Raw genomic sequence first — 26,110 nt, 5'->3', positions numbered from 1 at the left:
AAATTGCGACATGCGCTATACATGAGCGATGACTGATGAACAACCGCAACCAAACCGCGCCGAAATCACCCGCGAAAAGCTGCTGTCCGCGGCCCTCGATGTCTTCGGCCGCTACGGCTTCGACGGCACCTCGACGCGCCAGCTGAGCGAGGCTGCAGGCGTCAACCTGCAGGCCATTCCCTATTATTTCGGCGGCAAGGAAGGGCTCTATGTCGCAACCGCTGAATATCTGGTGACACGCATCGAGCGCCATATCGGCGGCCTGCGGCAGCGCATTGGTACTCATCTCATGGAACTCGCTGCCGCTGGACAGGGGCTTGGCGAAGAGCAGGCACGGCTCTTTCTGACGGATATGGCCACGACCATGGTCGGCCTTTTGGTCAGCAAGGAATCCGAGCCCTGGGCACGCTTCATCATCCGCGAGCAGATGGAGCCGACCGAAGCCTTTGCCCGTGTCTATCAGGGCCTGATGCGCCCGATGATCGAGATGGCGCGGCAGATGATCGGCACAATCCTGCGCGAAGACCCGGCCTCCGAACATGTGCGGCTGCGCACCCTCGCCTTCGTCGGCAACATCATGGTTTTCCGTCTCGCCCACGCCGCCGTTCTCGCCCAGATGGAGTGGCAGTCGGTCGGCCCTGAACAACTCCAGACCCTGCGGAATCTCGTTGCAGAACTTGTCGGCCAGCTGCAGCCGGCGAAAGGAAATACCCGATGAGACGGATACTCTCCCTTGCCATCATTATTCTGGTTGCCGCCGGTGCCGCTGCCTGGTGGTACGGCTTGCCCCAGAAGCTCGGCTGGCTGCCGCAAAAGAGCAAGGAATTCGCGCTCTACGGCAATGTCGACATCCGCCAGGTCTCTCTCGGCTTCCGCGTCAATGGCCGGATTGCCTCGCTTGCCGTCGATGAAGGCGACATGATCAAAAGCGGCGAGGTGCTCGGCAAACTCGATGCCGCGCCTTTTCAGGCGGCCGCTGCCTCGGCGCAAGCCAATGTCGCGGCCCTGCAGGCAACGCTCGACAAGCTGAAAGCCGGTCCGCGCCCGACGGAGATCGCCCAAGCCCAGGCCGCCTATGATGAAAGCCTTGCCGCGCTGCGCAATGCCAACATTGCCTATGACCGCGCCCGCCAACTCCGTCCCCAGGGCACGATATCAGAGGCGAATCTCGATGAGGCGACCGCCAACCGCTCGATGGCCGTCGCACGTTCGGATTCCGCCAATGAAGCGCTGAAACTCCTGCAGGAGGGCAGCCGCGTGGAAGATATTGCCAATGCCGAGGCGCAATTGAAGGCCGCGGAATCCTCGCTGGCCGCCGCCCGCATCTCGCTTGCCGATACCGAACTGCTCGCCCCGAATGACGGTGTCGTCCTGTCCCGCGTGCGGGAACCCGGCGCCATCGTCTCGCCGGCCGATACGGTCTTCGTGCTCTCGCTGACAGAGCCGGTCTGGGTGCGCAGCTATGTCTCCGAAGGCGATCTCGGCCGCCTGCATCCCGGCATGAAGGTTCAAGTGACCTCGGATACGCAACCCCACAAGCCCTATGACGGCACGATCGGCTTCATTTCGCCGGTGGCCGAATTCACGCCGAAATCGGTCGAGACGCCCGAGCTTCGCACCGACCTCGTCTATCGCCTGCGCATCGTCATCGACAAGCCCGGCCCCGATCTGCGCCAGGGCATGCCGGTCACCGTGCGCTTTCCCGCACTGGCCGCGCGATGAGCCCTTCCCCGCAAACGCATGAGGTACTGGTCCGGCTGACCGATGTCGCCAAGCATTTCGGCGATGGCCCGCCTGCACTGGATGCCGTCTCCGGCGAGGTCAGGGGCGGCTCGATCACCGGTCTCGTCGGCCCCGATGGCGCCGGCAAGACGACGCTGATCCGGCTGATGACCGGCCTCATGCTGCCGGACAGCGGCACGGTCGAGGTGCTGGGCTTCGATACCGTCAAGAACCCGGCCGCCATCCAGGCCTCGATCGGCTACATGCCGCAGCGCTTCGGCCTCTATGAGGATCTGTCGGTTCAGGAAAATCTGGATCTCTATGCCGATCTGCGTGGCTTGCCGAAGCGCGAGCGCGCGAGCGCCTTCGACGAGCTTCTGACCTTCACCGACCTGAAGCGCTTCACCACACGCCTTGCTGGCAAGCTTTCAGGCGGCATGAAACAGAAGCTCGGCCTTGCCTGCGCGCTTTTGAAGAAGCCGCGCCTGCTGCTGCTCGACGAGCCTGGTGTCGGCGTCGATCCGATCTCGCGCCGCGATCTCTGGAAGATGGTTGAGAACCTGACGCAGGAAGGCATCGGCGTTCTCTGGTCGACCGCCTATCTGGATGAGGCCGAGGCCTGCGATCATGTCCTGCTGCTCAATCAGGGCAAGCTGCTCTTTTCCGGCAAGCCGCATGACCTGACCGGCCGCGTGGAAGACCGCGTCTTCAAGGTGTCTGGTGTTGCCGGCCGCAGGCGGCAGGTGCTGGCCGAGCTGCTGCAGACGAAAGGCGTCATCGACGGCGTCATCCAGGGCGATGCCATCCGCCTCGTGACATCAAAGGATGAGATCCCTGATATCGGCGGCAACGGCAGTCAGGCAAAACTGACGCCCACCCCTCCCCGTTTCGAAGATGCCTTCATCGACATGCTGGGCGGCGGCCCGGGCGGACGCTCGAAACTGGCGGAGGCTCAGGGGTCGCCGAGCGAAACGGGCGACCGTTCCGTCATCGAGGCCCGTGGCCTGACCAAGCGTTTCGGGGATTTCACCGCCGCCGACAAGATCACCTTCGATATCAGCCGCGGCGAGATCTTCGGCCTGCTCGGCCCGAATGGCGCCGGCAAATCCACCACCTTCAAGATGCTCTGCGGCCTGTTGAAGCCGACGGAGGGCGAAGGCCGTGTCGCCGGTTTCGATCTGCGCAAAGATGCCGCCGAAGCGCGCAATCAGCTCGGCTACATGGCGCAGAAATTCTCGCTCTACGGCGATCTCACGGTCATGCAGAACCTCGAATTCTTCGCCGGCGTCTACGGCCTCTCCGGCAGTCGGCGCCGCGAACGCATAGAGCTGATGACCGGGATCTTCGATTTCGGCCGCCACGCGGGCTATTCGGCGAAGGACCTCCCGCTCGGCCTGAAACAGCGCCTGGCGCTCGCCTGCGCCGTCATGCACGAGCCGCGCGCCCTCTTCCTCGACGAGCCGACATCGGGCGTCGACCCGATCACGCGGCGTGAATTTTGGACGCATATCAATGGGCTCGTCGAAAAGGGCGTCACGGTGCTGGTGACGACGCATTTCATGGACGAGGCCGAATATTGCGACCGAATCTCGCTGATCTATCGCGGCCGTTCGATCGCCCTCGGCTCGCCCGACGAACTCAAGGCGCGCGTGGCGACGAAGGAACAACCGGATCCGACGATGGAGGATGCTTTCATCGCACTGGTTCAGGACTCCGAAACGGGGGAAGTCGCATGAGCACCTCCTCCAGAGCCCGTCGCTTCGCCGCCCTCGTGCGCAAGGAAAGCTATCAGGCGATCCGCGATCCCAGCACCATTCTCATCGTCTTCGTGCTGCCGCTGATCCTGCTCTTCCTCTTCGGCTATGGCGTATCGCTGGATACGACCCGCACCCGCATCGCCCTCGTGCTGGAGCAGGCAACGCCGCTGACGCAGGATCTTGCAGCAAGCTTCCAGGCCTCGCGCTATTTCTCCGTCACTGTTGGCCGCGACCGGCGCATGTTCGAGAATGATCTGGTGCTCGGCAAGGTGCGCGGCATCGTCGTCATATCAGCCGATTTCGCGACTGATTATGCCGCCGGCAACCGCCCGCAGATCCAGGTTCTCGTCGATGGTTCGGACCCGAACACCGCCAATTTCGTGCAGAACTATGCGCAAGGCGCGGTCGCCAACTGGGAGCGGCAGCGGCGGTCCGAAACGGTTGCGGCGGGTCCCCCAATCTCCATCGAGCAGCGCTTCTGGTTCAATCCGGAGCTGACGAGCCGCAACTTCCTCGTCCCCGGCTCCATCGCCATCGTCATGACCCTGGTCGGAACCTTGCTCACCTCGCTCGTCGTCGCACGCGAATGGGAGCGCGGCACGATGGAGGCAATGATGGCGACGCCGGTGACGGCGGCCGAACTGCTGGCCGGCAAGATCCTCCCCTATTTCCTGCTTGGTCTCGCCTCGATGACGCTCTGCGTGCTGCTGGCGGTCTTCCTCTTTGGCGTGCCCTTCCGCGGCTCGGTCGCAGCCCTCTACGCGCTGTCGGCCGCCTTCCTGATCCCGGCGCTTGGCCAGGGCCTGCTGATATCGACGGCGACGAAGAACCAGTTCCTCGCCTCGCAGATCGCCTTGACCAGCGGCTTCCTGCCGGCCTTCCTGCTCTCGGGCTTTCTCTTCGAGATCAATTCGATGCCTCGGATCATCCAGTGGATCACCATCATCGTGCCGGCCCGCTACCTCATCCCCAGCCTGCAGACGGTGTTCCTGGCAGGCGATATCTGGCCGATGTTCTCGCGCTCCATTGCCGTCATGTTCACGATCGGCGGCATCATGTTTGTGCTGGCTGCCCGCAGCACCAGAAAGAGGATCGGCTGAGATGTGGTGGACGCGGCTGAAAGCCCTCATAACAAAGGAACTGCTCGCCGTGATGCGCGACCCCAAAGGTCGCTTTGTGCTGATCGTGCCGCCCCTCATGCAGCTCCTGATCTTCTCCTATGCGGCAACGCTCGAAGTGCGCAATGTCGATGTGATGGTGCTGAACCGCGACAGCGGCCATTGGGGGCAGGAACTGATCCAGCGCATCCAGGGTTCCCCAACCTTCCGGCGCATCGAGGCCGCCGATAGCCAGACCGATATCCGCGAAGCGATCGACGGTCAGGCCGTGATCGCGGCCATCGAAATCGGCCCCGATTTCTCCCGCAATATCGAGGCCGGTATATCAGCCGATCTGCAGATCATCCTCGACGGCCGCCGCTCCAACGCTTCCCAGATCGTCTCCGGCTATCTCACCCAGATCGGCATGACGCTTTCAGCCGAAACGCCGGCAGGCCAGCGCGCCATGGCGACGACGGTGGCGACCGTGCCGCGCAACTGGTTCAACGCCAACCTCACCTATCAATGGTTCATGGTGCCGAACCTGATCGCCAGTATCGCGCTCCTGATCGGCCTCATCGTCACGGCCCTCTCCATCGCCCGCGAGAGGGAACTCGGCACCTTCGACCAGCTGATGGTCTCACCGTTGCGCGTCCATGAAATCCTCATCGGCAAGCTCATTCCGCCGATGATGATCGGCCTCTTCCACATGACGCTCTATATCCTGGCGGCGGTCTTCATCTTCGGCGTGCCGCTGCGCGGATCGGTCCTGCTGCTCTACGGCAGCTCGATCTTCTATCTGGGTTCCGTCGCCGGCCTCGGCCTCTTCATCTCGGCGCTGTCGATGACACAGCAACAGGCGATCCTCGGCGCCTTCCTGTTCATGGTGCCGGCCATGCTGCTTTCGGGTTTCGCAACGCCGATCGAGAACATGCCGGACTGGCTACAGCCGGTGACGATCATCAACCCGCTGCGCTATTTCCTCATCATCGTCAAAGGCGTTTTCCTGAAGGATATCCCCGCCGCCGAGGTGTTGAACCAGACCATTCCTCTGGCGCTGATTGCCTGCGCGACGCTTGGTGCCGCCGCCTGGCTGTTCCGCCGCAGGTTGGAATAGCCCACCTCACACTATGTGAACTGCGCTTCCAAACCGTGACTCCGAAACGCTTCTCCGGCCGGAACATCGGCAGGATGGGCTCGTTACCTCAATGCAAACCAAAGCAATTCCAGCAGAAACGCGAAGCTTTCTTGCGTGCGGAGTTGCGTGAAAACATCAAGCAATTCCAGCAAAAGTGCGCAGCGGTTTTGCGCCCGGAATTGCGTGAAACAAAGACATAGAGCTAAGGAGAAGCAAAATGTACAAGATCATTCTTGTATCGAGCGCGCTTGCGCTCTCGTCCCTCGCCACGAATGCGATGGCCGATGGAGCCGTGACGGGTGCTGCCGGCGGCGCAATCACCGGCGCCATTGTCGGCGGCCCCGTGGGCGCTGCAATCGGCGGCGTGGCAGGCGGTGTAGCCGGTGCTGTGGTAGATCCGCCGCCGCGCGAGGTCGTGACCTACGTCCAGCAGCAGCCGGCCCCGCCGTCAGCAGTGGTGGTGCAGCAGCCGATCGTGGTCGGCAAGCCGCTGCCCGCAGACGTCCAGGTGATCCCGGTGCCGGATAATCCGCGCTATGCCTATACGGTCATCAACAATCGCCATGTGATCGTCGAGCCGCAGACCCATCGTGTGGTTCAGGTGATCGAATAATAGCAGTTGGCCCCGTTTTTTGCGGGGCTTTCTGCTTGTTGACGCGGTTGCCGACCCCGCCCTCGTCATCCTCGGGCTTGTCCCGAGGATCTAAGCCGTCGCATTTATCGTCAACATCAGCAGATCCTCGGCACAGGGGCCGAGGATGACGTAGAGCAAGCAGTGAGGCCCGCAGGCCCCTCTTATCCGCGATTCCTGAGCGCTTCCGCCTGCGCATAGAACTTCTTTTCCCATTCCTTGTGATTATCGAGCCCTTCGCGGATGAACGGCGTGAAAATCGCAAGATTGAGCAAGGTCCAGTTGATCAGCCGTGCCGGAAATTTCAACGGCTTGACGAAATCGATGAAGAGAACGACGCGCGTCTTGTCCGTGTGGTTCCAGGCTTCATGCTCATAGGCGTCGTCGAAGATCAGCGCCTTGCCTTCCTGCCAATGGCAGATCTGGTCTTTGACGCGGATGGCGAGCTTGTCGGCTGGTTCCGGCACGATCATGCCGAGATGCAGGCGCAGCACACCATTATAGGGTCCGCGATGGGCCGGCAGGTGTTTGCCGGGCTCGAAGATGGAAAACATCGCCGTCTTCAGGCCGGGGATCTTCTGCACCGCCTTCCAGGTTTCCGGACAAGCCCTAATATTCTGCTCCGACTTCACGCCGAACCCGACGAGAAAGAAGGTCTTCCATCTGTTATCCTTGGAGATGGTCTGCACGTCGGTGGAGATTTCCTGGAAGCTCGGCAGCTCGCTCTGGCGCACCAGCACACGGTCGAGTTCCGCGCGGATCTGCGGCCAGGCCTTTTCGACCTCCTTCGCCCACGGGAAGACTGCGTTGTCATAAACCGGCGGATTGCCGAGCTTCGCATATTTGAAGTTCAGGCCTTCGGCCCAGGCGACGATGCCCATGAAAAAGCGCGTGATGGCGCTGGGGCGATCCATAGGGGCGATCCCGGCAGTGGCAAAGCCCTGCGTTTGGGGAGTGGATGCGGATTTTTCGGGAAGAGTTGTATTGGCGATACCGTCAGTCATGGATTTTCCATTGGGGGCTCAAGGAAATTGCATGGCCTGCTGCGCAAGAGCCGACACGACGTTTGCGCGCTGACCATTGAACAAATATGGATGGTGCCGGGCGTGGCTCAAGTACACTTAAGTACAGGTTTTAGCGGTCAATTGCCGCATGTTACCGCCGCGCACGAAGGGCGGCGGTAACGATCTCGATGACTGATACGGGGAGAATATCAGACCTTCAGCTCGCGGCGTTCGCGTTCGGTGACCATGGCAAGGTCGAGCACTTTCTGCAGGTTTGCCGCATGACGGAAGTTCGGGTCGAGCTGCACGCCCGTAGCCACGGCCTCGGCAAAGCGCTGATAGTTGGTTGGAACCGGCGGCACCTCGACCGGCTTCCAGGTCGCCGTCTCGACATCGTCGCCAAGGCAGCCATGCAATTCGGAACCGCTTGGACGGTGTATGACCTCGAGGCTGCCCTTCTCGCCATAGATGCGCAGCTTCAGCTCGTTCAGATGCCCGGTCGCCCAGCGGCTGGCATGGATGACGCCGAGCGCGCCATTGGCGAAATCGACCGACATGGTGAAGCTGTCATTCGCATCGAGCATATATTCGCCGATCTGGCCGCCCGGCGCCTTGTTGAAGGTCTTGAGCCGCGCAAAGACGTGGTCGATATCGGTCGCAGCACCATAGGCGGCGAAATCGAGAATGTGGATGCCGACATCGCCGAGCACGCCGTTCGAACCGTGACCGGTGGAAAGCCTCCACAGCCAGGTCGATTCCGTGCGCCAGTCGCCCCAGGCGCGCGACACCAGCCAGCTCTGCAGATAGGAAGCTTCGACATGGCGGATGGTGCCGAGTTCGCCTGATAGCACCATCTCACGGGCGCGCTGCAGCGGCGCGACGTTGCGATAGGTGAGGTTGACCATATTGATGACGCCGGCGGCCTCGGCCGCTTCCGTCATCTCAAGCGCCTTTGGATAGTTCTCCGCCAGCGGCTTCTCGCAAAGCACATGCTTGCCGGCGGCAATCAGCGCCATGGTGGTCGGGTGGTGAATCCGGTCGGGCGTGATATTCGTCGCCGCATCGAACTCGCCCCAGGCGATCGCCTCCTCCAGCGTCAGAAACCGCTTTTCGATATTGAACTTATCGGCGAATGCGGCAAGCCGGTCAGAATCCGTGTCGACGGCGCCGACCACTTTCACGCCGTCGATATTCATGAAGTGGGCGAGCTGGTTCTTTGCCATCACGCCCGTACCAAGAACGAGTAGTCGCATGGATGCTCCTCAGCGGTAACCGGCTTCGCCGGCCTGATGCAGTCTCGGGCCGCGTTCGACGATCGGCTCCAGTGCTTTTTCTACCGGCACATTTGGAGCATCGCTGATGCTCTTCAATGCACCCTCGGGGTTATAGGCCCACTTCACGCCGTTGATCAGCACCTTCTGCACATTGGCATCGTGATAGGTCGGGTAGGTCTCGTGGCCCGGACGGAAATAGAAGATATTGCCGGCACCGCGCCGCCAGGTCAGGCCCGAGCGGAAGACTTCGCCGCCCTGGAACCAGGAGATGAACACCGTTTCCAACGGCTCCGGCACCGAGAACTGTTCGCCATACATCTCCTCGTTCTCAAGCTCGAAATGCTCCCCGAGGCCGGCTGCGATCGGATGGCGCTGGTTGATCGTCCACAGCCGCTCGCGCTCACCCGCCTCGCGCCACTTGAGCGCGCAGGGCGTGCCCATCAGCCGCTTGAAGATCTTCGAGAAATGGCCGGAATGCAGCACCAGCAGGCCCATGCCTTCCCAGACACGCTTGGCGACGCGCTCGACGACGACGTCGGAGACCGCGCCGTGATCCTTGTGACCCCACCAGGTCAGAACGTCGGTCTCGGCAAGCCGGGCTTCCGTGAGGCCATGTTCGGGCTCCTGCAGCGTCGCCGTCGTCGCCGAAATCGCCGGATCGGTGTTCAGCGCCTTGGCAATGGTCGTGTGCATGCCTTCGGGGTAGATGCTCCGGACGATTTCATTGGTAGTCTCATGGATGTTCTCTCCCCATACGACGGTGCGGATGGCCATGGTGGTACTCCTCTGGAACCTTTGGATTTTTGGCAAGCAGGAAGGCGGGTATTCAAAGCGCTTTGGAAAGATGGGCAGCCAAAGCAGTCCCTCCTCCGCATCAGAGGAAGACATAGACCTTTGTCGGTATTTTGACAAAGGGGATTTTTCCGGGCTTAGCGACCCGGAAAAACCCCTTTTCACATCAATGGGAAACGGTCTTGGAGAACAGGTTGACGACGGCCACGCCCGAGATGATCAGGCCGAGGCCGATGATGGCGGGCGTATCCAGCCGCTGCTTGAAAAACACGAGACCGACAGAGGAAATCAGCACGATTCCCAAAGCGCTCCAGATCGCGTAGGCGATGCCAACAGGGATGTGTTTTAGCGTCAGCGACAGACAGTAGAAGGCAGCCCCATAACAGGCAACGACGAGCGCCGTCGGCCCGAGGCGGGTAAACTGCTGGGAAAGCTGAAGCGCTGTCGTGCCGATCACTTCCAGCACGATGGCTGCAACGAGCAGCCCATAGACGGCAGCCGGGTTCATGGCGGTATTTCCTTCGTGTTCTACTTGTGGGTCAGCTCGATGAGGCGGGCAATCAGCTCTCGCCTCAGAGCGTCACCGATATCATGGCTTTCCAACGTATCTGCGAACCACAGACCGTCGGCGGCAAAACGCACGATCAGGGTGTCGAGCGCGGAGTCGGTGCCGATATATTCCTCGGCTCTTGCCGCCACCCATTGGCGCCACCGCAGGCGCAGCCGGGGTTCGGCAAGCAGCGCGATCGTTACCTGCGTCCAGCTTCTGGAATCGTCGGGGCGATCCTTCAGCCCGGACACCGCCTGCAGATAGGCGCGGGAGAAACGTCCCTGCGGCAGCGGATCGCCGCGCATCAACTCGTCTATATCGGCGTCGAACTTCTCCAGCAGGCTTTCGAACAGGGCGTCCAGTAGGGCATTCTTCGTGGGGAAGTGATGCAGCAGCCCGCCCTTGCTGACACCCGACGCAGCCGAGACCGCATCGAGCGTGACAGCGCTCATGCCGCTCTCACCGGCAAGACGCGCGGCGACCTCCAGCAACTGCTGACGCACGAGCACGGGTTGTTTCTTGCGATGATGAGCGTTTGACATGGATTATAAAGATACCGTCCGGACGGTTTTGTCAAGAAGAATCTGCTGGAGACCCTGCCCTGCAAGGGATTATGCGCGAAATGACGCGGTGTTTTGATGACAGTTGCGATCCTTTTTGATCGGGTGCATGTAGGGACGGGTTTCAAGGGATGGTTTTGTGACAGAGCAGGTGACGACTTTATACGAGGCGATCGGCGGCGATCCGGTCGTCCGGGCGCTGACGCATCGCTTCTATGAGCTGATGGATACGCTGCCGGAGGCGAAAAACGTGCGCGCCGTGCACCCGCCAAACCTTCAAGGCAGCGAAGAGAAATTCTACGAATATATGACCGGCTATCTGGGCGGCCCGCCGCTCTATACCGACAAACGCGGCCATCCCCGCCTGCGCAGTCGCCATTTCGTTGCCGAGATCGGCCCCGTCGAACGCGACGAATGGCTGCTCTGCTTCCGTCAGGCAATGGACGAAACGATCGCCAGCCAGGCGCTGCGCGACCTCATCTGGACGCCGGTAGAACGGCTCGCCCATCATATGCAGAACAAGGAATGACCATGAGCCTGAACGCACGCCTGGAGCCGGTGCTCTTCCTCTTCGCCGGCCTGTTCGGCCTTGCCGGCGTGGCCCTCGCAGCCCTCGACGCTCATGGCGGCGGCGACGCCCATCTCGCCGCCTCGGCATCCGCCATGTGCCTCGCCCACGCCCCTGCCCTTCTGGCACTGGCCCTGGGTACCGGCAAAATCAAAACCGCCTGGTTGGCCGGTTTGCTGATGATCGTGGGAACTTTGCTCTTTGCCGGCGATCTCGTCGCCCTGCGCTTCAGCGGATCCGGCCTCTTCCCCTATGCTGCTCCAACCGGCGGCTGGGCGATGATGCTGGGCTGGCTGGCGGTTTCGGCAAGCGCGTTCTTTCGGGTCCGGGCGTAGAGCTTCGGAGCACTCCCCCTTCTCCCCAGCGGGGTCCGAAGGACGGATTGAGACCCGTGGCTCAACCCGGTCGGTGCCCGAAGGGCGGATGAGCTAGCCTTTAGCAATCATATACCCTGAACGACGTTGAAGCCCTCGAACACCGGAGGCCCCTTGTACATCTCCCTGCGCTCCCCCGCATTGCGATGCGCAGCCCGGAAATTCTCCGACTTCGTCCAGTTCAGAAAGTCCTCTTCGCTGCGCCAGAGCGTGTGCGAGGAAAACAGCGTATAGCCCTCCTCCGCATTGGCCTTGCCGCGCAGCAGGCGGAATTCGACGAAGCCTGGAACCTCGGAAAGGCTGGAATCTCGATTACGCCAGACACTCTCGAAATCGCCCTCGGCGCCGGTTGCGACCTTGAAGCGGTTCATCGCGATATACATGGAAAGCTCCTCACGCCTTTTTCTTGTCCGCCCGTTCCGCATAAAGCGGAAAGGCGACGATATTATTGCCATTGGCAGCATCTGCGCCAATGGGCTTTGCAGCTGCTTCACCGGGCATGCGCGCCTCCCAGGCGGGAAACAGCACGACATTGGGATAACTGCGCTGGCGCGCGGCATTCTCCAGGAAAACCTCATACAGCTCCGGCACCAGGCCGTCACCGCCGTGAGCGGCGAGCTTGTGCAGGCCGATCATCGTGAACCCGTCGGAAAAATGTCCATTCATCGGGAATTGTCTCGATCGTTCATCGTGTTCAGCGCACGTTCCAGGCTGGATTTGCTGCCGTTGCGCAGCGGAATGAAAGCCTTGCCGAACTTCTTGCAGCCGGTCTTCACGCGCAGGCAGGCATCATGGCTGATACAGTCGATGGGGCAGAACACGCAGTCGACCGAAGGAAGCACCGTATCGATGCGGGAAACGGCTTCGCGAAGCCCGCCATCGTGATGGATGAGCTCTGCGCCGAAATTGCTGGCGATCTGGCGCAGATGCGCCACTTGGCAATCACGGCCGCCGACATAGAGGAAACTGCGGCCATCCAGCTTGGAGCGTCCGGAGGAAGGTTCTTTCGTCTCCTGATCGGCCTGAACGCGGATCTCCCGGTTCGCCCCCTTCTTCACCTTTCGAGCCATTTACCACCCGTTCGCTCGTTGATCGTCACACGATTCCTGCGTGTGCGAACGGACCTTATTAAACTTGATTTTTATAGTAAAGTATAAAGTTGATTATTTTTATCATATTTATTGGATCTGGATTGGCGCCGAGATGGTCATGGCTTGCCCACCTGGCGGAGGGCTGAACGGCGCAGCCCGACGTACCGCATCAAGAGCAAGCTGATCGATATCGGGAACACCCGACCCCTGCGAAACGCGAGCCGACGTCAGTCCACCGTTGCCGCTCACCGAAAAGGTCACGACAACGCTGCCTTCGACACCACGGGGCTTCCTGATGGCGCGACGAATACGGCTTCGGACCTTGCCTTTGTAGTTGGCAATTGCCGCAGTACCGACACCATCATTGTTGTTGCTGGCAGCCTGCGAATTGCTGTCGGATTGCGCCGACGAACTCCCCTCGGCAACGCCCCTCTGGGAATCCTGCTGCCCTTCGCCTTGCGAACCAGCAGTCTTCTTAGGCGCACGCTTCTTTTCAACCGGCTTAGGCTTCTCTTGCGTCGCCACCTTCGGCTTCGGCGTCGGCGTTACAACCTCCTGCGGCTGCTCCGGCTCCGGCTGTACTTCGGCCGTTTCGACGGGCTTCACCTCTTCGGGAGTCTCCGCGGTCTCGGGCTGCGTCTCCGCCGGCTTGACTTCGGCTGGCTGAACTGCGGTCGGTTGCACCTCAGATGCTTGCACTTCAGGAGAGACCGTGTCGGCCGTCACCTGCTGTTCGGGAACGACCGTCGACATCGGCTGCACGACGGATTCTTCTGCCGGCACCTCGGAAACCAGAATCTCCGGCTCCACAGCCGCGGAGGTTTCCGGCGAAACCCGCGTTACTTCTTGCGCTGGCGCCTGCTGAACGGGGGCCTGCGTTTCGACAGGCGTAACCTCGGTCGGCTGAACGGTTTCCGGTTGAACTTGCGCTGTCTCGGGTTCCGTCGGCTGGATCGTGTCGGGCTGCACCGCCTCCGGAATGATCTCTTCCTGAACCGTCGTTTCGGTCTCGCCGGCGGCTGTCTGATCGACGTCGGAATTGCCGTACATGACGACGCTCACCGCCTGACCAGCTTCTTCGATCGCCTCTTCTGGAGCCTTGGGAAACGCGACGATCAGCGCAGTCGTCAATGCCGCATGAAAGACCAGCGAGCAGATGCAGGTCAGCGTCAGCCGGCGCCGCACCGGTGCCTTCCCGTCTTCCTGCTTTTCCACCGCCGCATCCATTGGTGGCGGGGTGACCGAGGATGTGGGTGCTGCTTCCGGATGATCGGGGAAGGAGGATATCTGCGCGAAACGCGCATAATGGATGACGGTCTCGCCGGCCGGCTGGCGCTGCGCATTGTGCAGGTCGGAAAGCTCATGCCCGGGATTGTTGTCGTTCAGACTGCTCTCAGCGCCCTCCTCCTCGATGAGCACGTGTCTCGATCTGGACTTCGCTGAAATAGCCATTTTGCGCCTCGGACAGCCTGAAACATGCGCGCCGGGCTTCATCCCGGCCTGGGTCTTAGCCTTCGAAAGGAACTGATATCTGCGAGCGGGTCACCAGACCCTTCATGCATTCGCCGGTGGCCGGCCCATCGCAGACCGGCGTATCGTTGATGAGGATGCGCGTAACCGTCTCGCACTTGACACCAGGCATATCGAACTGGCGCACGCGCTTCTTGCCCTGCGGCAGATCGCGGAAATCGAGCACGGTGATACGGTCGACGGCATTCTTGTCGTTGAAGAAGGCGAGTTCGAAGGAAACCTTGTTGATCGGCGCCTGGAGATTGTTCTCGGCAACGAAGGTCATCATGCAGCCCTTCTGCGAGGGCGCCAGCGCATTGAGCTCGACATCGAGCTTGGCGCCGGGGAGCTTGGTGGCAGCTGCCGCGTCCTGCGCATAGGCCTGTGCCACGCCCGAAACCGAAAACAGCACACCGGCCGCAATCGCAGCAAACCGACCCATCATTATCGTCTCTCCATAAATCAAATTGACCACCGTCAGGCGGCTTCAAACAGCAGCATCAAAAACTTGACTGCTTTTGTCTTCAATTATTGCGTCTTTAAAAAACTATGAGTATGAGAGTCAAGATAATTGTCACCGGAACCGGGATCTTGACCCCCGCAATCACGGAATAAGCCAACCGAAATGATGGTTGAAAAGCCAGATACCTTTAAGCTCGCACCACTGCGGAACGATCCTGCGGTGGCCGAGATCCGCGTTCTCGAAAGCGGCGATCTTTTTGCCGGCACCAACGAGATCATGATTCGGCACGATGGCGTGATCTATCGCCTGAAGATCACCCGTCAGGGCAAACTCATTCTCAACAAGTAGCTTGATAAGCAGGGTAGAACATGACCGAGCAGACCAGACCGGCATCATCCGAAATCCGCGCATTCCGCGCCGAAAATCCGAAGATGCGCGAGCGCGATATTGCCGCGCAGCTGAAGATCTCCGAGGCGGCCCTCGTCGCCGCCGAAGTCGGCATCAGCGCTGTCAGAATCGATGCCAGCGCCGCAAAACTCCTGGAGCGCGTCGCAGACCTCGGTGAAGTCATGGCCCTGTCGCGCAACGAGAGCGCCGTACACGAGAAGATCGGTGTCTACGAAAACATCAAGGTCGGCGAGCACAATGCGATCGTGCTCGGCGAAAACATCGATCTGCGCGTCTTCCCGAGCCGTTGGGTCCACGCCTTTGCCGTCACCAAGAAGGACGGCGACACCGAACGCCTCAGCCTCCAGTATTTCGACAAGACCGGCAACGCCGTCCATAAGATCCACCTGCGCCCGGCGTCAAACGTCGAAGCCTATCACCGCATCGTCGCCGACCTGAAGCTCGAGGACCAGTCGCAGGAAATCGTCGAGGCAGAAGCGTCCTCCGCTTCTGACGAGGACGGCAATGTCAGCCGCGAAGAGCTGCGCGACAACTGGAGCAAGATGACCGACACGCATGAATTCTTCGGCATGCTGAGGCGCCTGAAGATCGGCCGCCAGGCCGCTGTGCGCACCGTCGGAGACGACTATGCCTGGAAGCTCGACAACACGGCGACGGCTGACATGATGCATGCCTCTGTCAAATCAGGCCTGCCGATCATGTGCTTCGTCGCCAATAACGGCATCGTGCAGATCCATGCCGGGCCGATCTTCAACGTCCAGCCGATGGGTCCATGGATCAATATCATGGATGAGACCTTCCACCTGCATCTGCGCCAGGACCACATTGCCGAGACCTGGGCCGTGCGCAAGCCGACCAAGGACGGCCACGTCACCTCGCTCGAAGCCTATGATGCTGATGGCAACATGATCATCCAGTTCTTCGGCAAGCGGAAGGAAGGCTCCGACGAGAATGCCGAATGGCGTGAGATTATGGAAAACCTGCCGCGGGCAACAAGCGTCGCCGCATAAGGATCAGAGCGATGAAGATGCGTAACAACCTGCGCCGGATCCGCCTCTGGGAACTGGCCCTGACGGCGGCCGTCATGGCCCTGCCGCTGATCCCGGCAGCACCGACTGGCAAAAGCTTTGCTTTCGTGCGCGCCGCCCAGGCTGAGGAGAAGAAGCTCGACACCTCGCGGCTGGTTTCGGTCGGCGGCGACGTCACCGAGGTCATCTACGCGCTCGGCGAGGAAAGCAGGCTGATCGCCCGCGATACGACGAGCACGTATCCGGAGGCCGCCTTGAAGCTGCCCGACGTCGGCTACATGCGCGCGCTTTCGCCGGAAGGCATTCTCGCCATGAACCCGACGGCGATCATCGCCGTCGAGGGCTCAGGCCCGCAGGAAGCGCTGAACGTCCTGAAGAATGCCAGCGTGCCCTTCGAGACCGTGCCGAACGCTTATACGCGCGACGGCATCATCGCCAAGATCGATCGCGTCGGCACGCTGCTGAACGTTCAGGATAAGGCAAGGGCGCTTGAAGAAAAGGTCGGCGCCGATCTCGACGCCGCCGTCGCAGACGCCGGAAAGCGCCCCGAGGCGGAGCGCAAGCGCGTTCTTTTCGTCCTCAGTGCCCAGAACGGCCGCATCATGGCTTCGGGCACCGGCACTGCTGCTGATGGCATCATCAAGCTTGCCGGCGCCATCAATGCTGTCGGCGAATTCCCCGGCTACAAGCCGCTCACCGATGAGGCGATCATCAGCGCCAAGCCCGACGTAATCCTGATGATGAACCGCGGCGATGGTGCCAGCACCAGGAACGAGGATCTGCTTGCCCAACCATCGATCGCGCTGACGCCGGCCGGCGAAAAAAAGGCGATCATCCGCATGGACGGCATGCATCTGCTGGGCTTCGGCCCGCGCACGGCAAGCGCCGTTCGTGAACTCAACGCGGCGATCTACGGGGGCTGACGATGGCCGTTCCGGAAGCCATGATGGAAAACAGGCGATCCTTCTCTGTGGCGTTCCGCAGAAGCAGGCAGGCGGGCGATAGAACCAACCTCGCCCTCGCGGGCATCGCCTTCCTCGTCGTGGCTTCCGTCTTCGCCCTGCTCTTTTCCATCACGACGGGGGCGTCGGACGCTTCCGTTCTCGATGTCATGAGAAACATGACGGGCTCCGAAACGGCACTCAGCGCCCGCGACCGGATCATCATCTTCGATATCCGCTTGCCCCGCGCCATCCTCGGCTTCCTGATCGGCGGATCGCTCGCCGTCTCCGGCGCAGTCATGCAGGGCCTGTTCCGCAACCCGCTGGCCGATCCCGGTCTTGTCGGGGTCTCCTCCGGTGCGGGTCTTGGCGCAGTCGTCATGATCGTGCTCGGCGGCACCATCGCCGCGCCCCTCTACCTTGCGCTCGGCATCTATGCCCTGCCGCTCGCAGCCTTCGGCGGCGGCCTCGCCACGACGCTGCTGCTCTACCGGGTCGCCACCAGCAACGGCCAGACCTCCGTCGCCACCATGCTGCTTGCCGGCATCGCACTCGGCGCATTGGCCGGCGCATTGACCGGCGTGCTGATCTACATGGCAAACGACCAGCAGCTGCGCGATCTCACCTTCTGGGGCATGGGCTCGCTCGCCGGCGCCACCTGGATCAAGATATCAGCAGCCGGCCCCATCATCCTCCTGTCCTTTGCCACGCTGCCCTTCATGGCCCGCGGATTGAATGCGATCACCCTTGGCGAAGCCGCAGCCTTTCACATGGGCGTACCCGTCCAGCGGCTGAAGAATATCGCTATCGTAGCGGTTGCGGCCGCCACCGGCGCTTCCGTCGCCGTCAGCGGCGGCATCGGCTTCGTCGGCATCGTCGTGCCGCATATCTTGCGCATGGTGATCGGCCCGGATCATCGTTTCCTGCTGCCGGCCTCGGCCCTGCTCGGCGGTTCGCTGCTGATCTTCGCCGACGTGCTCGCCCGCACCATCGTCGCCCCCGCCGAACTGCCGATCGGCATCATCACCGCTGCGGTCGGCGGTCCCTTCTTCCTCTGGATCCTGCTGCGGCAGCGCTCGCGCCTGGCCCTTTGAGTGTGTTGCGATGATCGAAGTTTCCGGCGTCAGCGTGCGCCTTTCCGGCAAGACCATCGTGCACGACGTCGCCTTCACTGCGAAGGCCGGCGAACTGACTGCCATTGCAGGCCCTAACGGCTCCGGCAAGACGACGACGATGAAAGCCGTTTCCGGCGAACTCGCCTATGACGGTTCCGTACGACTGAACGGCGAAGAGGTACGCGCGCTCAAACCCTGGCAGCTCGCTTCCGTCAGAGGGGTCCTGCCGCAAGCGAGCGCCATCTCCTTTCCCTTCACGGTGCGCGAGATCGTCCGCATGGGCCTGACCTCCGGCCTCAACCTGCACGCCGATCAGGCCGATGAGACAGCCGCAAAGGCGCTTGCATCAGTCGATCTCGGCGGCTTCGAGGCGCGCTTCTATCAGGAACTCTCGGGCGGCGAGCAGCAGCGCGTGCAGCTTGCCCGCGTGCTCTGCCAGATCGCCGAGCCGGTCGTGGACGGCAAGCCCTGCTGGCTGCTGCTCGACGAACCGGTCTCCAGCCTCGACATCAGCCACCAGCTGACGATCATGACGCTCGCGCGTAATTTCTGCGAACGCGGCGGCGGGGTCATCGCCGTCATGCACGATCTCAACCTGACGGCCCTCTTCGCCGAGAGGATCGTGCTGATGAAATCCGGCCGGCTGGCAGCGTCCGGCAATGTGCGTGAGGTGCTGACGGACGAAACCATGCAGTCCGTCTTCGGCTGCCCGCTGCGCGTCAACAAGGTGCCTGTCGATGGCACGCCCTTCGTGCTTGCGCACAGCGCGCTTCCCGCCGGCTGAGGAACCTTTCCAATCCAAATGCGTTGTCCGCAATGATTTGGGTCAAAGCCGGGCGCTCTCTTCCGTGCCATCGATGGTGCTGACCCCGTGAGAAACCGGGCGGCATTTTTTGCGCCCAGCTATGGAGACAGTCATGGCCTATTCCTTCTTCCAGTCCAGCCGCAGTCGCCGCAACGGCGCTCTCCACAATCTCGAAACCAGCATCGAGGACCAGATCGAAGCCCTGCGCGACGAACTCGCCGAACTGACCCATGTTCTCGGCAAGACGTCCCGCCATCGAGGTGAAACGCTGCGCTCACAGGCATCCGCGAGCTACGAGGACATTCTCGGCCGCAGCGAGGACCTGCTGAACGAGCTGCAGCAGCGCTACCTGCGTAGCGCCGGCGAAGTGCGCAATACGGTCCGCCGTCACCCGCTGGCAACGGTGGGCGCCGCTGCCGCCTTCGGCCTGCTCGTCGCCATGCTCGCTCGCCGCTAGAGTATTCCCGTTTTTTTTAGAAAAACGGAAATACTCTATCTGTTTGTTTTAACGCAATTCAGGACGCGCAAAACCGCTGCGCACTTTTGCTGGAATTGCTTTAGGAGGCTCGATGCTCTTCCCAATCCTGAGCCTGCTCGTAGGCACGAGCGTCCACCGCACGGTGGAACGCACCAAGCGCAACGGCATCTTCGTCGCCGTTGCGTTGCTTTTTCTGCTGACCGCCTATGCGCTTGCCGTCACCGCCGGAGCGATCTGGCTGGCCGGCATCTACGGCGCCATCGGCGCAGCCCTCTTTCTGGCGGCCTGCGCGCTGCTGATCGCGATCGTCGTCTTCGTTATCATGGCGATCATCAATGCCCGGGAAGCCCGCCGCGCCCGCGAACGCCGCGCCGCGTTGGAATCTCTGGCAACCGTCGGCCTCGGCCTTGTCCGCGCCCAGCCGCTGCTGACCGCCGGCATCGTGGCCGCTCTTGTCGCCGCCAATCTGGTGGGTTCGAGGCGGGACGACTAAACCCGCCACGTCTCCCCTTTGAGGAAGGCAGCCACTTGCCCCGCTGCATATAAAAAGCCGGCGCCCGATAGGGCTGCCGGCCATCCTTCCTCCCAGGAAACACTTTGATCAGAAGGCGAAGGCCTTCGACGTCAACGGCGCCGACGTGGCATCCGGACCGAAATCCGCCTCGCCGGAAATCTGCAGCAGCTCCTGCAGACGCTGACGCGCGCGGTTCACGCGGCTCTTGATGGTGCCGACGGCGCAGCCGCAGATTTCCGCCGCTTCCTCATAAGAGAAGCCCGAAGCGCCGACGAGAATGATCGCTTCGCGCTGATCCGGCGGTAACTGATCCAGCGCCTTCTTAAAGTCCTGCAGGTCGAGCGCGCCATATTGGGACGGGTGGGTCGCCATGGATTCGGTAAACAAACCGTCGCTGTCCTGCACCTCGCGGCCGCTCTTGCGCATCTGGCTGTAAAGCTCGTTGCGCAGGATCGTGAAGAGCCAGGCCTTCATGTTCGTTCCCATCTCGAAATGGTCCTGCTTGGCCCAGGCCTTCATGATGGTATCCTGAACCAGGTCGTCGGCGCGGTCGTGCCGGCCGATCAGGGATATGGCAAAAGCGCGAAGGCTCGGCAGGGCCGCCAGGAGTTCGCGCTTGAAGCTCGGTTGCGCTTTTTCCATGCGGGTATTCCTATTCGGCCATCTTTGCGGAAGCCATCATTTCGGCCCGGTCGAGCTTTTCGAGCAGGTCGAGGAAGCGATCGGGAATAGCTTCCTCCTGGGCGGCAGCATAGAGTGACCGCAACCTGACGCCGATCTGATTGTTCGGATCCAGTATGTCGCTCGCCCGCACTTCCTGCTGGCGCTCGTCCAGTGCATCTGTCTTTTGTGTCGTCATCAACTGATCACTTCTTGCCTGTTTCTCGGGATGAAAGGCAAAGTCTGCTGTGAAAATCAAATGGAACGGATACCCGACCGATCAAGTCGGTTCTTTCAAACCGTTGATGCAACAGATCCATCCCCTTCACATGGGTCAAAATGTAACGCCCTTCATTTGTCGGCTAGGATAATGCGATGCTGCAAAAATAGTTCCTCATTTTCCGGAACTTTTTTATGAAGATCGCGTTGTCAGGTCATTGAGACCATTTACTGGCCTGTAGACGGGAGTTTTTAATGACACTTTCCACTCGAATTGCGCCGCACCTTCCTTATCTGCGTCGCTATTCCCGCGCGCTTACCGGTACCCAAACTTCTGGCGACGCCTACGTCGCCGCCGTCCTGGAAGCGATCATCGCCGATCTCTCCATATTCCCGGATACCGCGAATGACCGCGTCGCACTCTACAAACTGTTTACGCAACTATTTGGTTCCACTGCAGTCGAGATTCCCGAACCCTCCTCTCCCTTTGCCTGGGAACAGCGCGCGACGCTGAACCTTTCCAAGGTTTCGCCGCTCGCCCGGCAGGCTTTCCTGCTCGCTTCAGTCGAGAATTTCCGCGTCTCCGAGATCGCGGACATTTTAGAAATCAGCGACGAGGAAACCATGCAACTGCTCGACAAGGCCTCGCATGAAATCTCGCGCCAGGTCGCGACCGATATCATGATCATCGAGGACGAGCCGCTGATCGCCATGGATATCGAGCAGATGGTCGAAAGCCTCGGCCACCGCGTCACCGGCATCGCCCGCACTCACACGGAAGCGGTCGCGCTCTACAACAGGACGAAGCCGAACATGGTGCTGGCCGATATCCAGCTTGCCGACGGCAGTTCGGGTATCGACGCCGTCAACGATATCCTGAAGACATCGAGCGTTCCGGTGATCTTCATCACCGCCTTCCCTGAGAGATTGCTGACCGGGGAGCGGCCGGAGCCTACCTTCCTCGTGACCAAGCCTTTCAACCCCGACATGGTCAAGGCCCTGATCAGCCAGGCGCTTTTCTTCAACGAAACGACCCGCGTGGCAGCCTGAAGCATGAATTTCGGCCGCGCCGGAACCATTTCCGGCAACGATGCGTTCCGGCTCTGCCGGAGCGTGTTGGTAGCTTTAACGGTTTTTGCAGCGCTTGCTTCTAGAATGACCGGCAGGTTTGTCGGGAGGGCTGACATCCCTCCATGTGTTCGAAGGGACTGAAGAAAGGCGGCCGCGTGAATACGACTGGACCATTGTCCGGAACGCCTTTCACTACCGAAGGCAAGGCGGCCGTGATGGAGCGCGCGCTCGCCAGCGCCGCTATCTCGATCCTGTATCAGGATACAGGCCTCGCCATCCTCTATGCCGAAAATCTTCTCCCTTATTTCCAGAAGCGTTTTGTCGCCGGCGGCGATGACGGTTCGCTGTTTGGTGAAACACACGGCAAATCCCTTGCCGTGATGAAGCGGAGGGTGCTTGAGACCGGCGCCTCCAGCAATGCCGAGGTCGATGTTGCGATCGACGGCGAAGTCAGGACATTCGAACTGAAAGTTCAACGTACCGGCGGGCGCGGCAATTACGGCCTGCTCTCCGTCATTTCCGAGGTCACGGAAAGCCGCCATCGCGAAAAGGTGCTGAAATCTCTTCTGCGCGAGCTTTCCCACCGCTCCAAGAATCTGCTTGCCATCATCCAGGGTATTGCCACCCAGACGGCCCGCAATACTCTTTCGCTCGACGCTTTCCTGATGAAGTTCCGGGGACGCCTCCAGTCGCTTTCCAACTCTCAGGATCTGATCACCGACTCCAGCTGGCGTGGAGCCTTCCTCTTCGAACTCGCCGAAAAGCAGTTCGCCCCCTATTGGCCGGAAACTGCAGGCTCCATGCCGATTTATGGCATCAACGCCCATCTGACGCCGAACGCCGCCGTGCATCTCGGCCTGGCGTTGCATGAGCTCATCGTCAATTCCGCCTCCTATGGCGCGATTGCCGGTGGTGCGACGTCAATCACCCTGAACTGCCGGGAAGCTGACATCTCCGGCCGCAGGGCGATCGAACTGGCATGGGTGGAGACACTCCCGAACAGCGCCGATGTGCACGAATTCAGCGAAAACAGCTTCGGCCGCACGGTGCTGGAGCGTGTCGTGCCCTCCTCCGTCAACGGCAAGGCCGAACTGACGCTCGTCCCCGGTCGCATTGAATACCACCTGAGGGTTCCGGAAACGGAATTCGAAATCCTGAAGCGCAGCTGAGGACGCAGAACCGCTGCACGCTTTTGCTGCTGGAATTGCTTAAGGCCCAGACGGAAAAACAGCCGGTGCGAGGGCGGCGCACTGGCTGTTTCCACTCACCGGGAGGGGACCGTGAGTTCGTCCGAATGATGGGTTGGGGGCGCGCATGTTGGGTCGATGCGGTCATCATCCGGATATCGCATTAACTACGCTCGTTAACTTTGGTTCCGCCGGTTCGAAAAAAAATTCGACTTTTGTCAATTTTTTTCCGCAACCCGAAATCCGAGTGTCGCTCCGGTCCATTCAATGGGAAGGCAGAGATTGCTCAAAGAATCCTCACATTGAATAAAATCAATAAGTTATAGTGTAGGAAGGAAAGAAAATTGCCAAAATTTTACCGTTTGATAAATTTTTGAACCTGAGTTACGATTCCCTCACTGGTCGTTACCAATAAAGAGGGAACTTCAATGGAACGTCTGGAAACTGGGATTCGTGCCGGCCGGCTTTCCTCCGCCGAGTACGAGGCTAATTTTTCCGATCTTCATCCGCGCCTCGACAACCACGAAGCGCTGGTCGCCGCTGACCGCTGTTATTTCTGTTATGACGCGCCGTGCATGACGGCCTGTCCCACCTCGATCGACATTCCGCTTTTCATCCGCCAGATTTCGACCGGCAATCCCCTGGGTTCGGCGAAGACCATCTTCGACCAGAATATCCTCGGCGGCATGTGCGCCCGCGTCTGTCCCACCGAAGAGCTCTGCGAACAGGCTTGTGTGCGCAACACGGCCGAAGAACGCCCCGTCGAAATCGGCCGCCTCCAGCGCTATGCGACGGATGCGGCAATGGCCGCCGACAAGCAGTTCTACCGGCGCGCTGAACCGACCGGCAAGAAGATCGCCGTTGTCGGCGCCGGTCCCGCCGGTCTCGCAGCCGCCCATCGCCTTGCCGTCAAGGGCAACGAGGTCGTGATCTACGACGCCAGGCCGAAATCCGGCGGCCTCAACGAATATGGCATCGCCACATACAAGACGGTCGACGATTTCGCGCAGAAGGAGGTCGATTACGTCCTTTCGATCGGCGGCATCGAAGTGAAGCACGGTGAGCAGCTCGGCCGCGATTTCTCCCTCTCCGACCTGCAGAGCCAGTATGACGCCGTCTTCCTCGGCCTCGGTCTCGCCGGCGTCAATGCGCTGCGCGTCGACAACGAAAATCTGCCTGAAGTCGATGACGCCGTCGATTTCATCGCCGCGCTGCGTCAGGCCGGCAACAAGGGCGAGATCGCCATCGGCCGCCGTGTCGTCGTTCTCGGCGGCGGCATGACGGCAATCGACGCCGCCGTGCAGGCAAAGCTTCTCGGCGCGGAGGAAGTGACCATCTGCTACCGCCGCGGCAAGGAGCACATGAACGCCTCGGAATTCGAGCAGGATCTTGCGACCTCAAAAGGCGTCATCATCCGCCATTGGCTGGCGCCGAAATCCATCCTTTCCCAGGACGGCAAGGTAGCCGCGATCGAGGTGGAATATACGGCTCTCGTCGATGGCCGCCTCACCGGCACAGGCGAGACCGGCGTCATCACCGCCGATCATATCCTCAAAGCCATCGGCCAGACCTTCGAAGCCTCCAGCCTTGGAGCATTGCGGATGGAATCCGGCCGTATCGCCGTCGATGCCGAAGGCCGCACATCGATTGAAGGTGTGTGGGCCGGCGGCGACTGCGTCTTCGGCGGCGAAGACCTCACCGTATCTGCCGTCGCCCATGGCCGCGATGCGGCCGAATCCATTCACCGCGCCCTGTCCGCCGCTGCCGCTCCGGCTGTCGCCGTCGCCTGAAGGGGAGAATGAACAATGGCTGATCTCCGCAATAATTTCGTCGGCATCAAGTCTCCGAACCCCTTCTGGCTCGCCTCTGCACCGCCGACCGACAAGGCCTACAACGTCGAGCGCGCCTTCAAGGCCGGCTGGGGCGGCGTCGTCTGGAAGACGCTCGGCGAGGAAGGCCCGCCGGTCGTCAACGTCAACGGCCCGCGCTACGGCGCGATCTGGGGCGCTGACCGCCGCCTGCTCGGCCTCAACAATATCGAGCTCATTACCGACCGCGACCTGCAGACCAACCTTCGCGAAATGAAGCAGGTCAAGATGAACTGGCCGGATCGCGCCCTCATCGCCTCGATCATGGTTCCCTGCGAGGAACAGGCCTGGAAGGCGATCCTGCCGCTGGTCGAAGAGACCGGGGCTGACGGTATCGAACTCAACTTCGGCTGTCCGCATGGCATGTCCGAGCGCGGCATGGGCTCGGCCGTCGGTCAGGTGCCGGAATATATCGAAATGGTCGTGCGCTGGTGCAAGCAGTACACCCGCATGCCCGTCATCACCAAGCTGACGCCCAACATCACCGACATTCGCCGCCCTGCCCGCGCCGCCAAGGCCGGCGGCACGGATGCCGTCTCGCTGATTAATACGATCAACTCGATCGTCTCGGTCGATCTCGATAATTTCGCGCCGAACCCGACCGTCGGCGGCAAGGGCAGCCATGGCGGCTATTGCGGCCCGGCGGTCAAGCCGATCGCGCTCAACATGGTCGCCGAGATCGCCCGCGATCCGGAAACCTACGGCCTGCCGATATCAGGCATCGGCGGCATCACCACCTGGCGCGATGCGGCGGAATTCTTGGTGCTCGGCGCCGGCAACGTCCAGGTCTGCACGGCAGCCATGACCTATGGCTTCAAGATCGTACAGGAAATGATTACGGGCCTCTCCGACTGGATGGATGAAAAGGGCCACAGAACCCTCGACGACATCACCGGCCGCGCCGTGCAGAACGTCACCGACTGGCAGTACCTGAACCTCAACTACATCGCCAAGGCGAAGATCGACCAGGACGCCTGCATCAAATGCGGCCGCTGCTACATCGCCTGTGAGGATACCTCGCACCAGGCGATCACCAACGTCGTCGATGGCGTTCGCCATTTCGAGGTGATGGACGAGGAATGCGTCGGCTGCAATCTCTGCGTCAGCGTCTGCCCGGTCGAGAACTGCATCACCATGGAGCAGCTTCCGGCTGGCTCGCTGGACAAACGCACCGGGAAAGTGGTCGATCCGAACTACGCCAACTGGACGACCCACCCGAACAACCCGATGGCCCGCCAGGCTGCGGAGTAAGACCTCCGAAACACCTGATGAAGAAGCCGCCCATC

Annotated in this window: 31 protein-coding genes; 19 read left to right on the top strand and 12 right to left on the bottom strand. The window is 61.1% G+C overall.

Going from position 1 to position 26,110, the window contains the following annotated elements; translation table 11 throughout:
• The first annotated feature begins 28 nt into the window (after positions 1-28).
• From FHT87_RS15245 to FHT87_RS15220, 6 genes are all read left to right on the top strand, one after another.
• Entirely contained in the window at positions 29-718 is a 690-nt protein-coding gene (locus tag FHT87_RS15245; RefSeq protein ID WP_183803021.1) for a CerR family C-terminal domain-containing protein, read from the top strand.
• Positions 715-1,722 carry a secretion protein HlyD gene (gene hlyD / locus FHT87_RS15240; RefSeq protein ID WP_183803018.1) on the top strand — a complete coding sequence of 336 codons (1,008 nt, stop codon included), beginning with the start codon at positions 715-717 and terminating at the stop codon, positions 1,720-1,722. The genes FHT87_RS15245 and hlyD overlap by 4 nt, the downstream gene beginning before the upstream one ends.
• Positions 1,719-3,458 (top strand): ATP-binding cassette domain-containing protein, encoded by a 1,740-nt coding sequence (locus tag FHT87_RS15235; RefSeq protein WP_183803015.1) that lies wholly within the window; start codon positions 1,719-1,721, stop codon positions 3,456-3,458. Before hlyD ends, FHT87_RS15235 begins: the two co-directional genes overlap by 4 nt.
• Positions 3,455-4,579, top strand: coding sequence for an ABC transporter permease (locus tag FHT87_RS15230; RefSeq protein WP_183803012.1), 1,125 nt, complete (start codon positions 3,455-3,457; stop codon positions 4,577-4,579). The genes FHT87_RS15235 and FHT87_RS15230 overlap by 4 nt, the downstream gene beginning before the upstream one ends.
• 1 nt (position 4,580) lies before the next feature.
• Complete coding sequence (locus FHT87_RS15225) at positions 4,581-5,693, top strand: ABC transporter permease (RefSeq protein WP_183732076.1); 1,113 nt, start codon at positions 4,581-4,583, stop codon at positions 5,691-5,693.
• Between the two features lie 238 nt (positions 5,694-5,931).
• Positions 5,932-6,327, top strand: coding sequence for a DUF1236 domain-containing protein (locus FHT87_RS15220; RefSeq protein ID WP_183732079.1), 396 nt, complete (start codon positions 5,932-5,934; stop codon positions 6,325-6,327).
• 182 nt (positions 6,328-6,509) lie between these two features.
• On the opposite strand, the gene FHT87_RS15215 is transcribed toward FHT87_RS15220, so the two are convergent.
• From FHT87_RS15215 to FHT87_RS15195, 5 genes are all read right to left on the bottom strand, one after another.
• On the bottom strand, positions 6,510-7,349 hold the full coding sequence (locus FHT87_RS15215; RefSeq protein ID WP_183732082.1) for an aspartyl/asparaginyl beta-hydroxylase domain-containing protein: 840 nt from the start codon (positions 7,347-7,349) through the stop codon (positions 6,510-6,512).
• A gap of 209 nt (positions 7,350-7,558) precedes the next feature.
• Positions 7,559-8,602: a Gfo/Idh/MocA family oxidoreductase gene (locus tag FHT87_RS15210; protein ID WP_183732085.1), complete on the bottom strand. Its 1,044-nt coding sequence runs from the start codon at positions 8,600-8,602 to the stop codon at positions 7,559-7,561.
• Positions 8,603-8,611: 9 nt separating this feature from the next.
• Complete coding sequence (locus tag FHT87_RS15205; protein ID WP_183803009.1) at positions 8,612-9,397, bottom strand: ThuA domain-containing protein; 786 nt, start codon at positions 9,395-9,397, stop codon at positions 8,612-8,614.
• A gap of 184 nt (positions 9,398-9,581) precedes the next feature.
• Entirely contained in the window at positions 9,582-9,923 is a 342-nt protein-coding gene (locus FHT87_RS15200; protein WP_183732091.1) for an SMR family transporter, read from the bottom strand.
• A 20-nt stretch (positions 9,924-9,943) separates the two neighbouring features.
• Positions 9,944-10,507, bottom strand: a complete 564-nt coding sequence (locus FHT87_RS15195) for a TetR/AcrR family transcriptional regulator (RefSeq protein WP_183732094.1) — start codon at positions 10,505-10,507, stop codon at positions 9,944-9,946.
• Positions 10,508-10,664: 157 nt separating this feature from the next.
• Here FHT87_RS15195 and FHT87_RS15190 point away from each other — a divergent pair, with 157 nt between their 5' ends.
• Together FHT87_RS15190 and FHT87_RS15185 are read left to right on the top strand one after the other, a co-directional pair.
• Entirely contained in the window at positions 10,665-11,054 is a 390-nt protein-coding gene (locus tag FHT87_RS15190; RefSeq protein WP_183803006.1) for a group II truncated hemoglobin, read from the top strand.
• Between the two features lie 2 nt (positions 11,055-11,056).
• A complete protein-coding gene (locus tag FHT87_RS15185) occupies positions 11,057-11,428 on the top strand; it encodes a DUF423 domain-containing protein (protein ID WP_183803003.1) in 372 nt (123 codons plus the stop codon).
• 107 nt (positions 11,429-11,535) lie between these two features.
• Here the strand turns inward: FHT87_RS15185 and FHT87_RS15180 are convergent, their stop codons facing one another.
• The 5 genes from FHT87_RS15180 to FHT87_RS15160 all read right to left on the bottom strand — a co-directional run bounded on the left by FHT87_RS15180 (position 11,536) and on the right by FHT87_RS15160 (position 14,512).
• Positions 11,536-11,850 carry an antibiotic biosynthesis monooxygenase gene (locus tag FHT87_RS15180; protein WP_183803000.1) on the bottom strand — a complete coding sequence of 105 codons (315 nt, stop codon included), beginning with the start codon at positions 11,848-11,850 and terminating at the stop codon, positions 11,536-11,538.
• A 10-nt stretch (positions 11,851-11,860) separates the two neighbouring features.
• A complete protein-coding gene (locus FHT87_RS15175; RefSeq protein WP_183802997.1) occupies positions 11,861-12,133 on the bottom strand; it encodes a hypothetical protein in 273 nt (90 codons plus the stop codon).
• Positions 12,130-12,537 carry a DUF2325 domain-containing protein gene (locus tag FHT87_RS15170; RefSeq protein WP_183802994.1) on the bottom strand — a complete coding sequence of 136 codons (408 nt, stop codon included), beginning with the start codon at positions 12,535-12,537 and terminating at the stop codon, positions 12,130-12,132. Before FHT87_RS15170 ends, FHT87_RS15175 begins: the two co-directional genes overlap by 4 nt.
• Before the next feature lie 108 nt (positions 12,538-12,645).
• The gene (locus FHT87_RS15165; RefSeq protein ID WP_183802991.1) at positions 12,646-14,010 is read right to left on the bottom strand and encodes an energy transducer TonB; all 1,365 of its coding nucleotides are present in this window, start codon (positions 14,008-14,010) and stop codon (positions 12,646-12,648) included.
• 55 nt (positions 14,011-14,065) lie between these two features.
• Entirely contained in the window at positions 14,066-14,512 is a 447-nt protein-coding gene (locus tag FHT87_RS15160; RefSeq protein WP_183732113.1) for a hypothetical protein, read from the bottom strand.
• Positions 14,513-14,692: 180 nt separating this feature from the next.
• Here FHT87_RS15160 and hemP point away from each other — a divergent pair, with 180 nt between their 5' ends.
• From hemP to FHT87_RS15125, 7 genes are all read left to right on the top strand, one after another.
• Positions 14,693-14,878, top strand: a complete 186-nt coding sequence (hemP, locus tag FHT87_RS31540) for a hemin uptake protein HemP (RefSeq protein WP_183732116.1) — start codon at positions 14,693-14,695, stop codon at positions 14,876-14,878.
• 20 nt (positions 14,879-14,898) lie between these two features.
• The gene (locus tag FHT87_RS15150; RefSeq protein WP_183802988.1) at positions 14,899-15,948 is read left to right on the top strand and encodes a ChuX/HutX family heme-like substrate-binding protein; all 1,050 of its coding nucleotides are present in this window, start codon (positions 14,899-14,901) and stop codon (positions 15,946-15,948) included.
• 11 nt (positions 15,949-15,959) lie between these two features.
• Positions 15,960-16,889 carry an ABC transporter substrate-binding protein gene (locus tag FHT87_RS15145; protein ID WP_183802985.1) on the top strand — a complete coding sequence of 310 codons (930 nt, stop codon included), beginning with the start codon at positions 15,960-15,962 and terminating at the stop codon, positions 16,887-16,889.
• A gap of 2 nt (positions 16,890-16,891) precedes the next feature.
• Positions 16,892-18,001, top strand: a complete 1,110-nt coding sequence (locus tag FHT87_RS15140; RefSeq protein WP_183802982.1) for an iron ABC transporter permease — start codon at positions 16,892-16,894, stop codon at positions 17,999-18,001.
• 10 nt (positions 18,002-18,011) lie between these two features.
• Positions 18,012-18,806 (top strand): heme ABC transporter ATP-binding protein, encoded by a 795-nt coding sequence (locus FHT87_RS15135; protein WP_183732129.1) that lies wholly within the window; start codon positions 18,012-18,014, stop codon positions 18,804-18,806.
• A gap of 133 nt (positions 18,807-18,939) precedes the next feature.
• Positions 18,940-19,284 (top strand): DUF883 family protein, encoded by a 345-nt coding sequence (locus FHT87_RS15130; protein ID WP_183802979.1) that lies wholly within the window; start codon positions 18,940-18,942, stop codon positions 19,282-19,284.
• 112 nt (positions 19,285-19,396) lie between these two features.
• Positions 19,397-19,798: a hypothetical protein gene (locus tag FHT87_RS15125; RefSeq protein WP_183732135.1), complete on the top strand. Its 402-nt coding sequence runs from the start codon at positions 19,397-19,399 to the stop codon at positions 19,796-19,798.
• Between the two features lie 108 nt (positions 19,799-19,906).
• Here FHT87_RS15125 and FHT87_RS15120 read toward each other — a convergent pair whose 3' ends face one another.
• A complete protein-coding gene (locus tag FHT87_RS15120) occupies positions 19,907-20,461 on the bottom strand; it encodes an RNA polymerase sigma factor (RefSeq protein WP_183732138.1) in 555 nt (184 codons plus the stop codon).
• Between the two features lie 10 nt (positions 20,462-20,471).
• Positions 20,472-20,678 (bottom strand): NepR family anti-sigma factor, encoded by a 207-nt coding sequence (locus tag FHT87_RS15115; protein ID WP_183802976.1) that lies wholly within the window; start codon positions 20,676-20,678, stop codon positions 20,472-20,474.
• 275 nt (positions 20,679-20,953) lie between these two features.
• On the opposite strand from FHT87_RS15115, the gene FHT87_RS15110 reads away from it, so the two are divergent.
• From FHT87_RS15110 to preA, 4 genes are all read left to right on the top strand, one after another.
• A complete protein-coding gene (locus FHT87_RS15110; protein WP_183802973.1) occupies positions 20,954-21,748 on the top strand; it encodes a response regulator in 795 nt (264 codons plus the stop codon).
• A gap of 194 nt (positions 21,749-21,942) precedes the next feature.
• Entirely contained in the window at positions 21,943-22,938 is a 996-nt protein-coding gene (locus tag FHT87_RS15105; protein WP_183732784.1) for a sensor histidine kinase, read from the top strand.
• A gap of 446 nt (positions 22,939-23,384) precedes the next feature.
• Positions 23,385-24,746 (top strand): NAD(P)-dependent oxidoreductase, encoded by a 1,362-nt coding sequence (locus FHT87_RS15100; protein WP_183732147.1) that lies wholly within the window; start codon positions 23,385-23,387, stop codon positions 24,744-24,746.
• 15 nt (positions 24,747-24,761) lie between these two features.
• Complete coding sequence (gene preA, locus FHT87_RS15095) at positions 24,762-26,075, top strand: NAD-dependent dihydropyrimidine dehydrogenase subunit PreA (RefSeq protein WP_183732150.1); 1,314 nt, start codon at positions 24,762-24,764, stop codon at positions 26,073-26,075.
• The last annotated feature ends 35 nt before the right edge of the window (positions 26,076-26,110 follow it).

It is taken from the genome of Rhizobium sp. BK316 (assembly GCF_014193695.1).
Taxonomy (GTDB): Bacteria; Pseudomonadota; Alphaproteobacteria; order Rhizobiales; family Rhizobiaceae; genus Rhizobium.
Note: the sequence above shows the minus strand (reverse complement) of the source record. Positions and strands in the feature narration are given on the sequence as shown.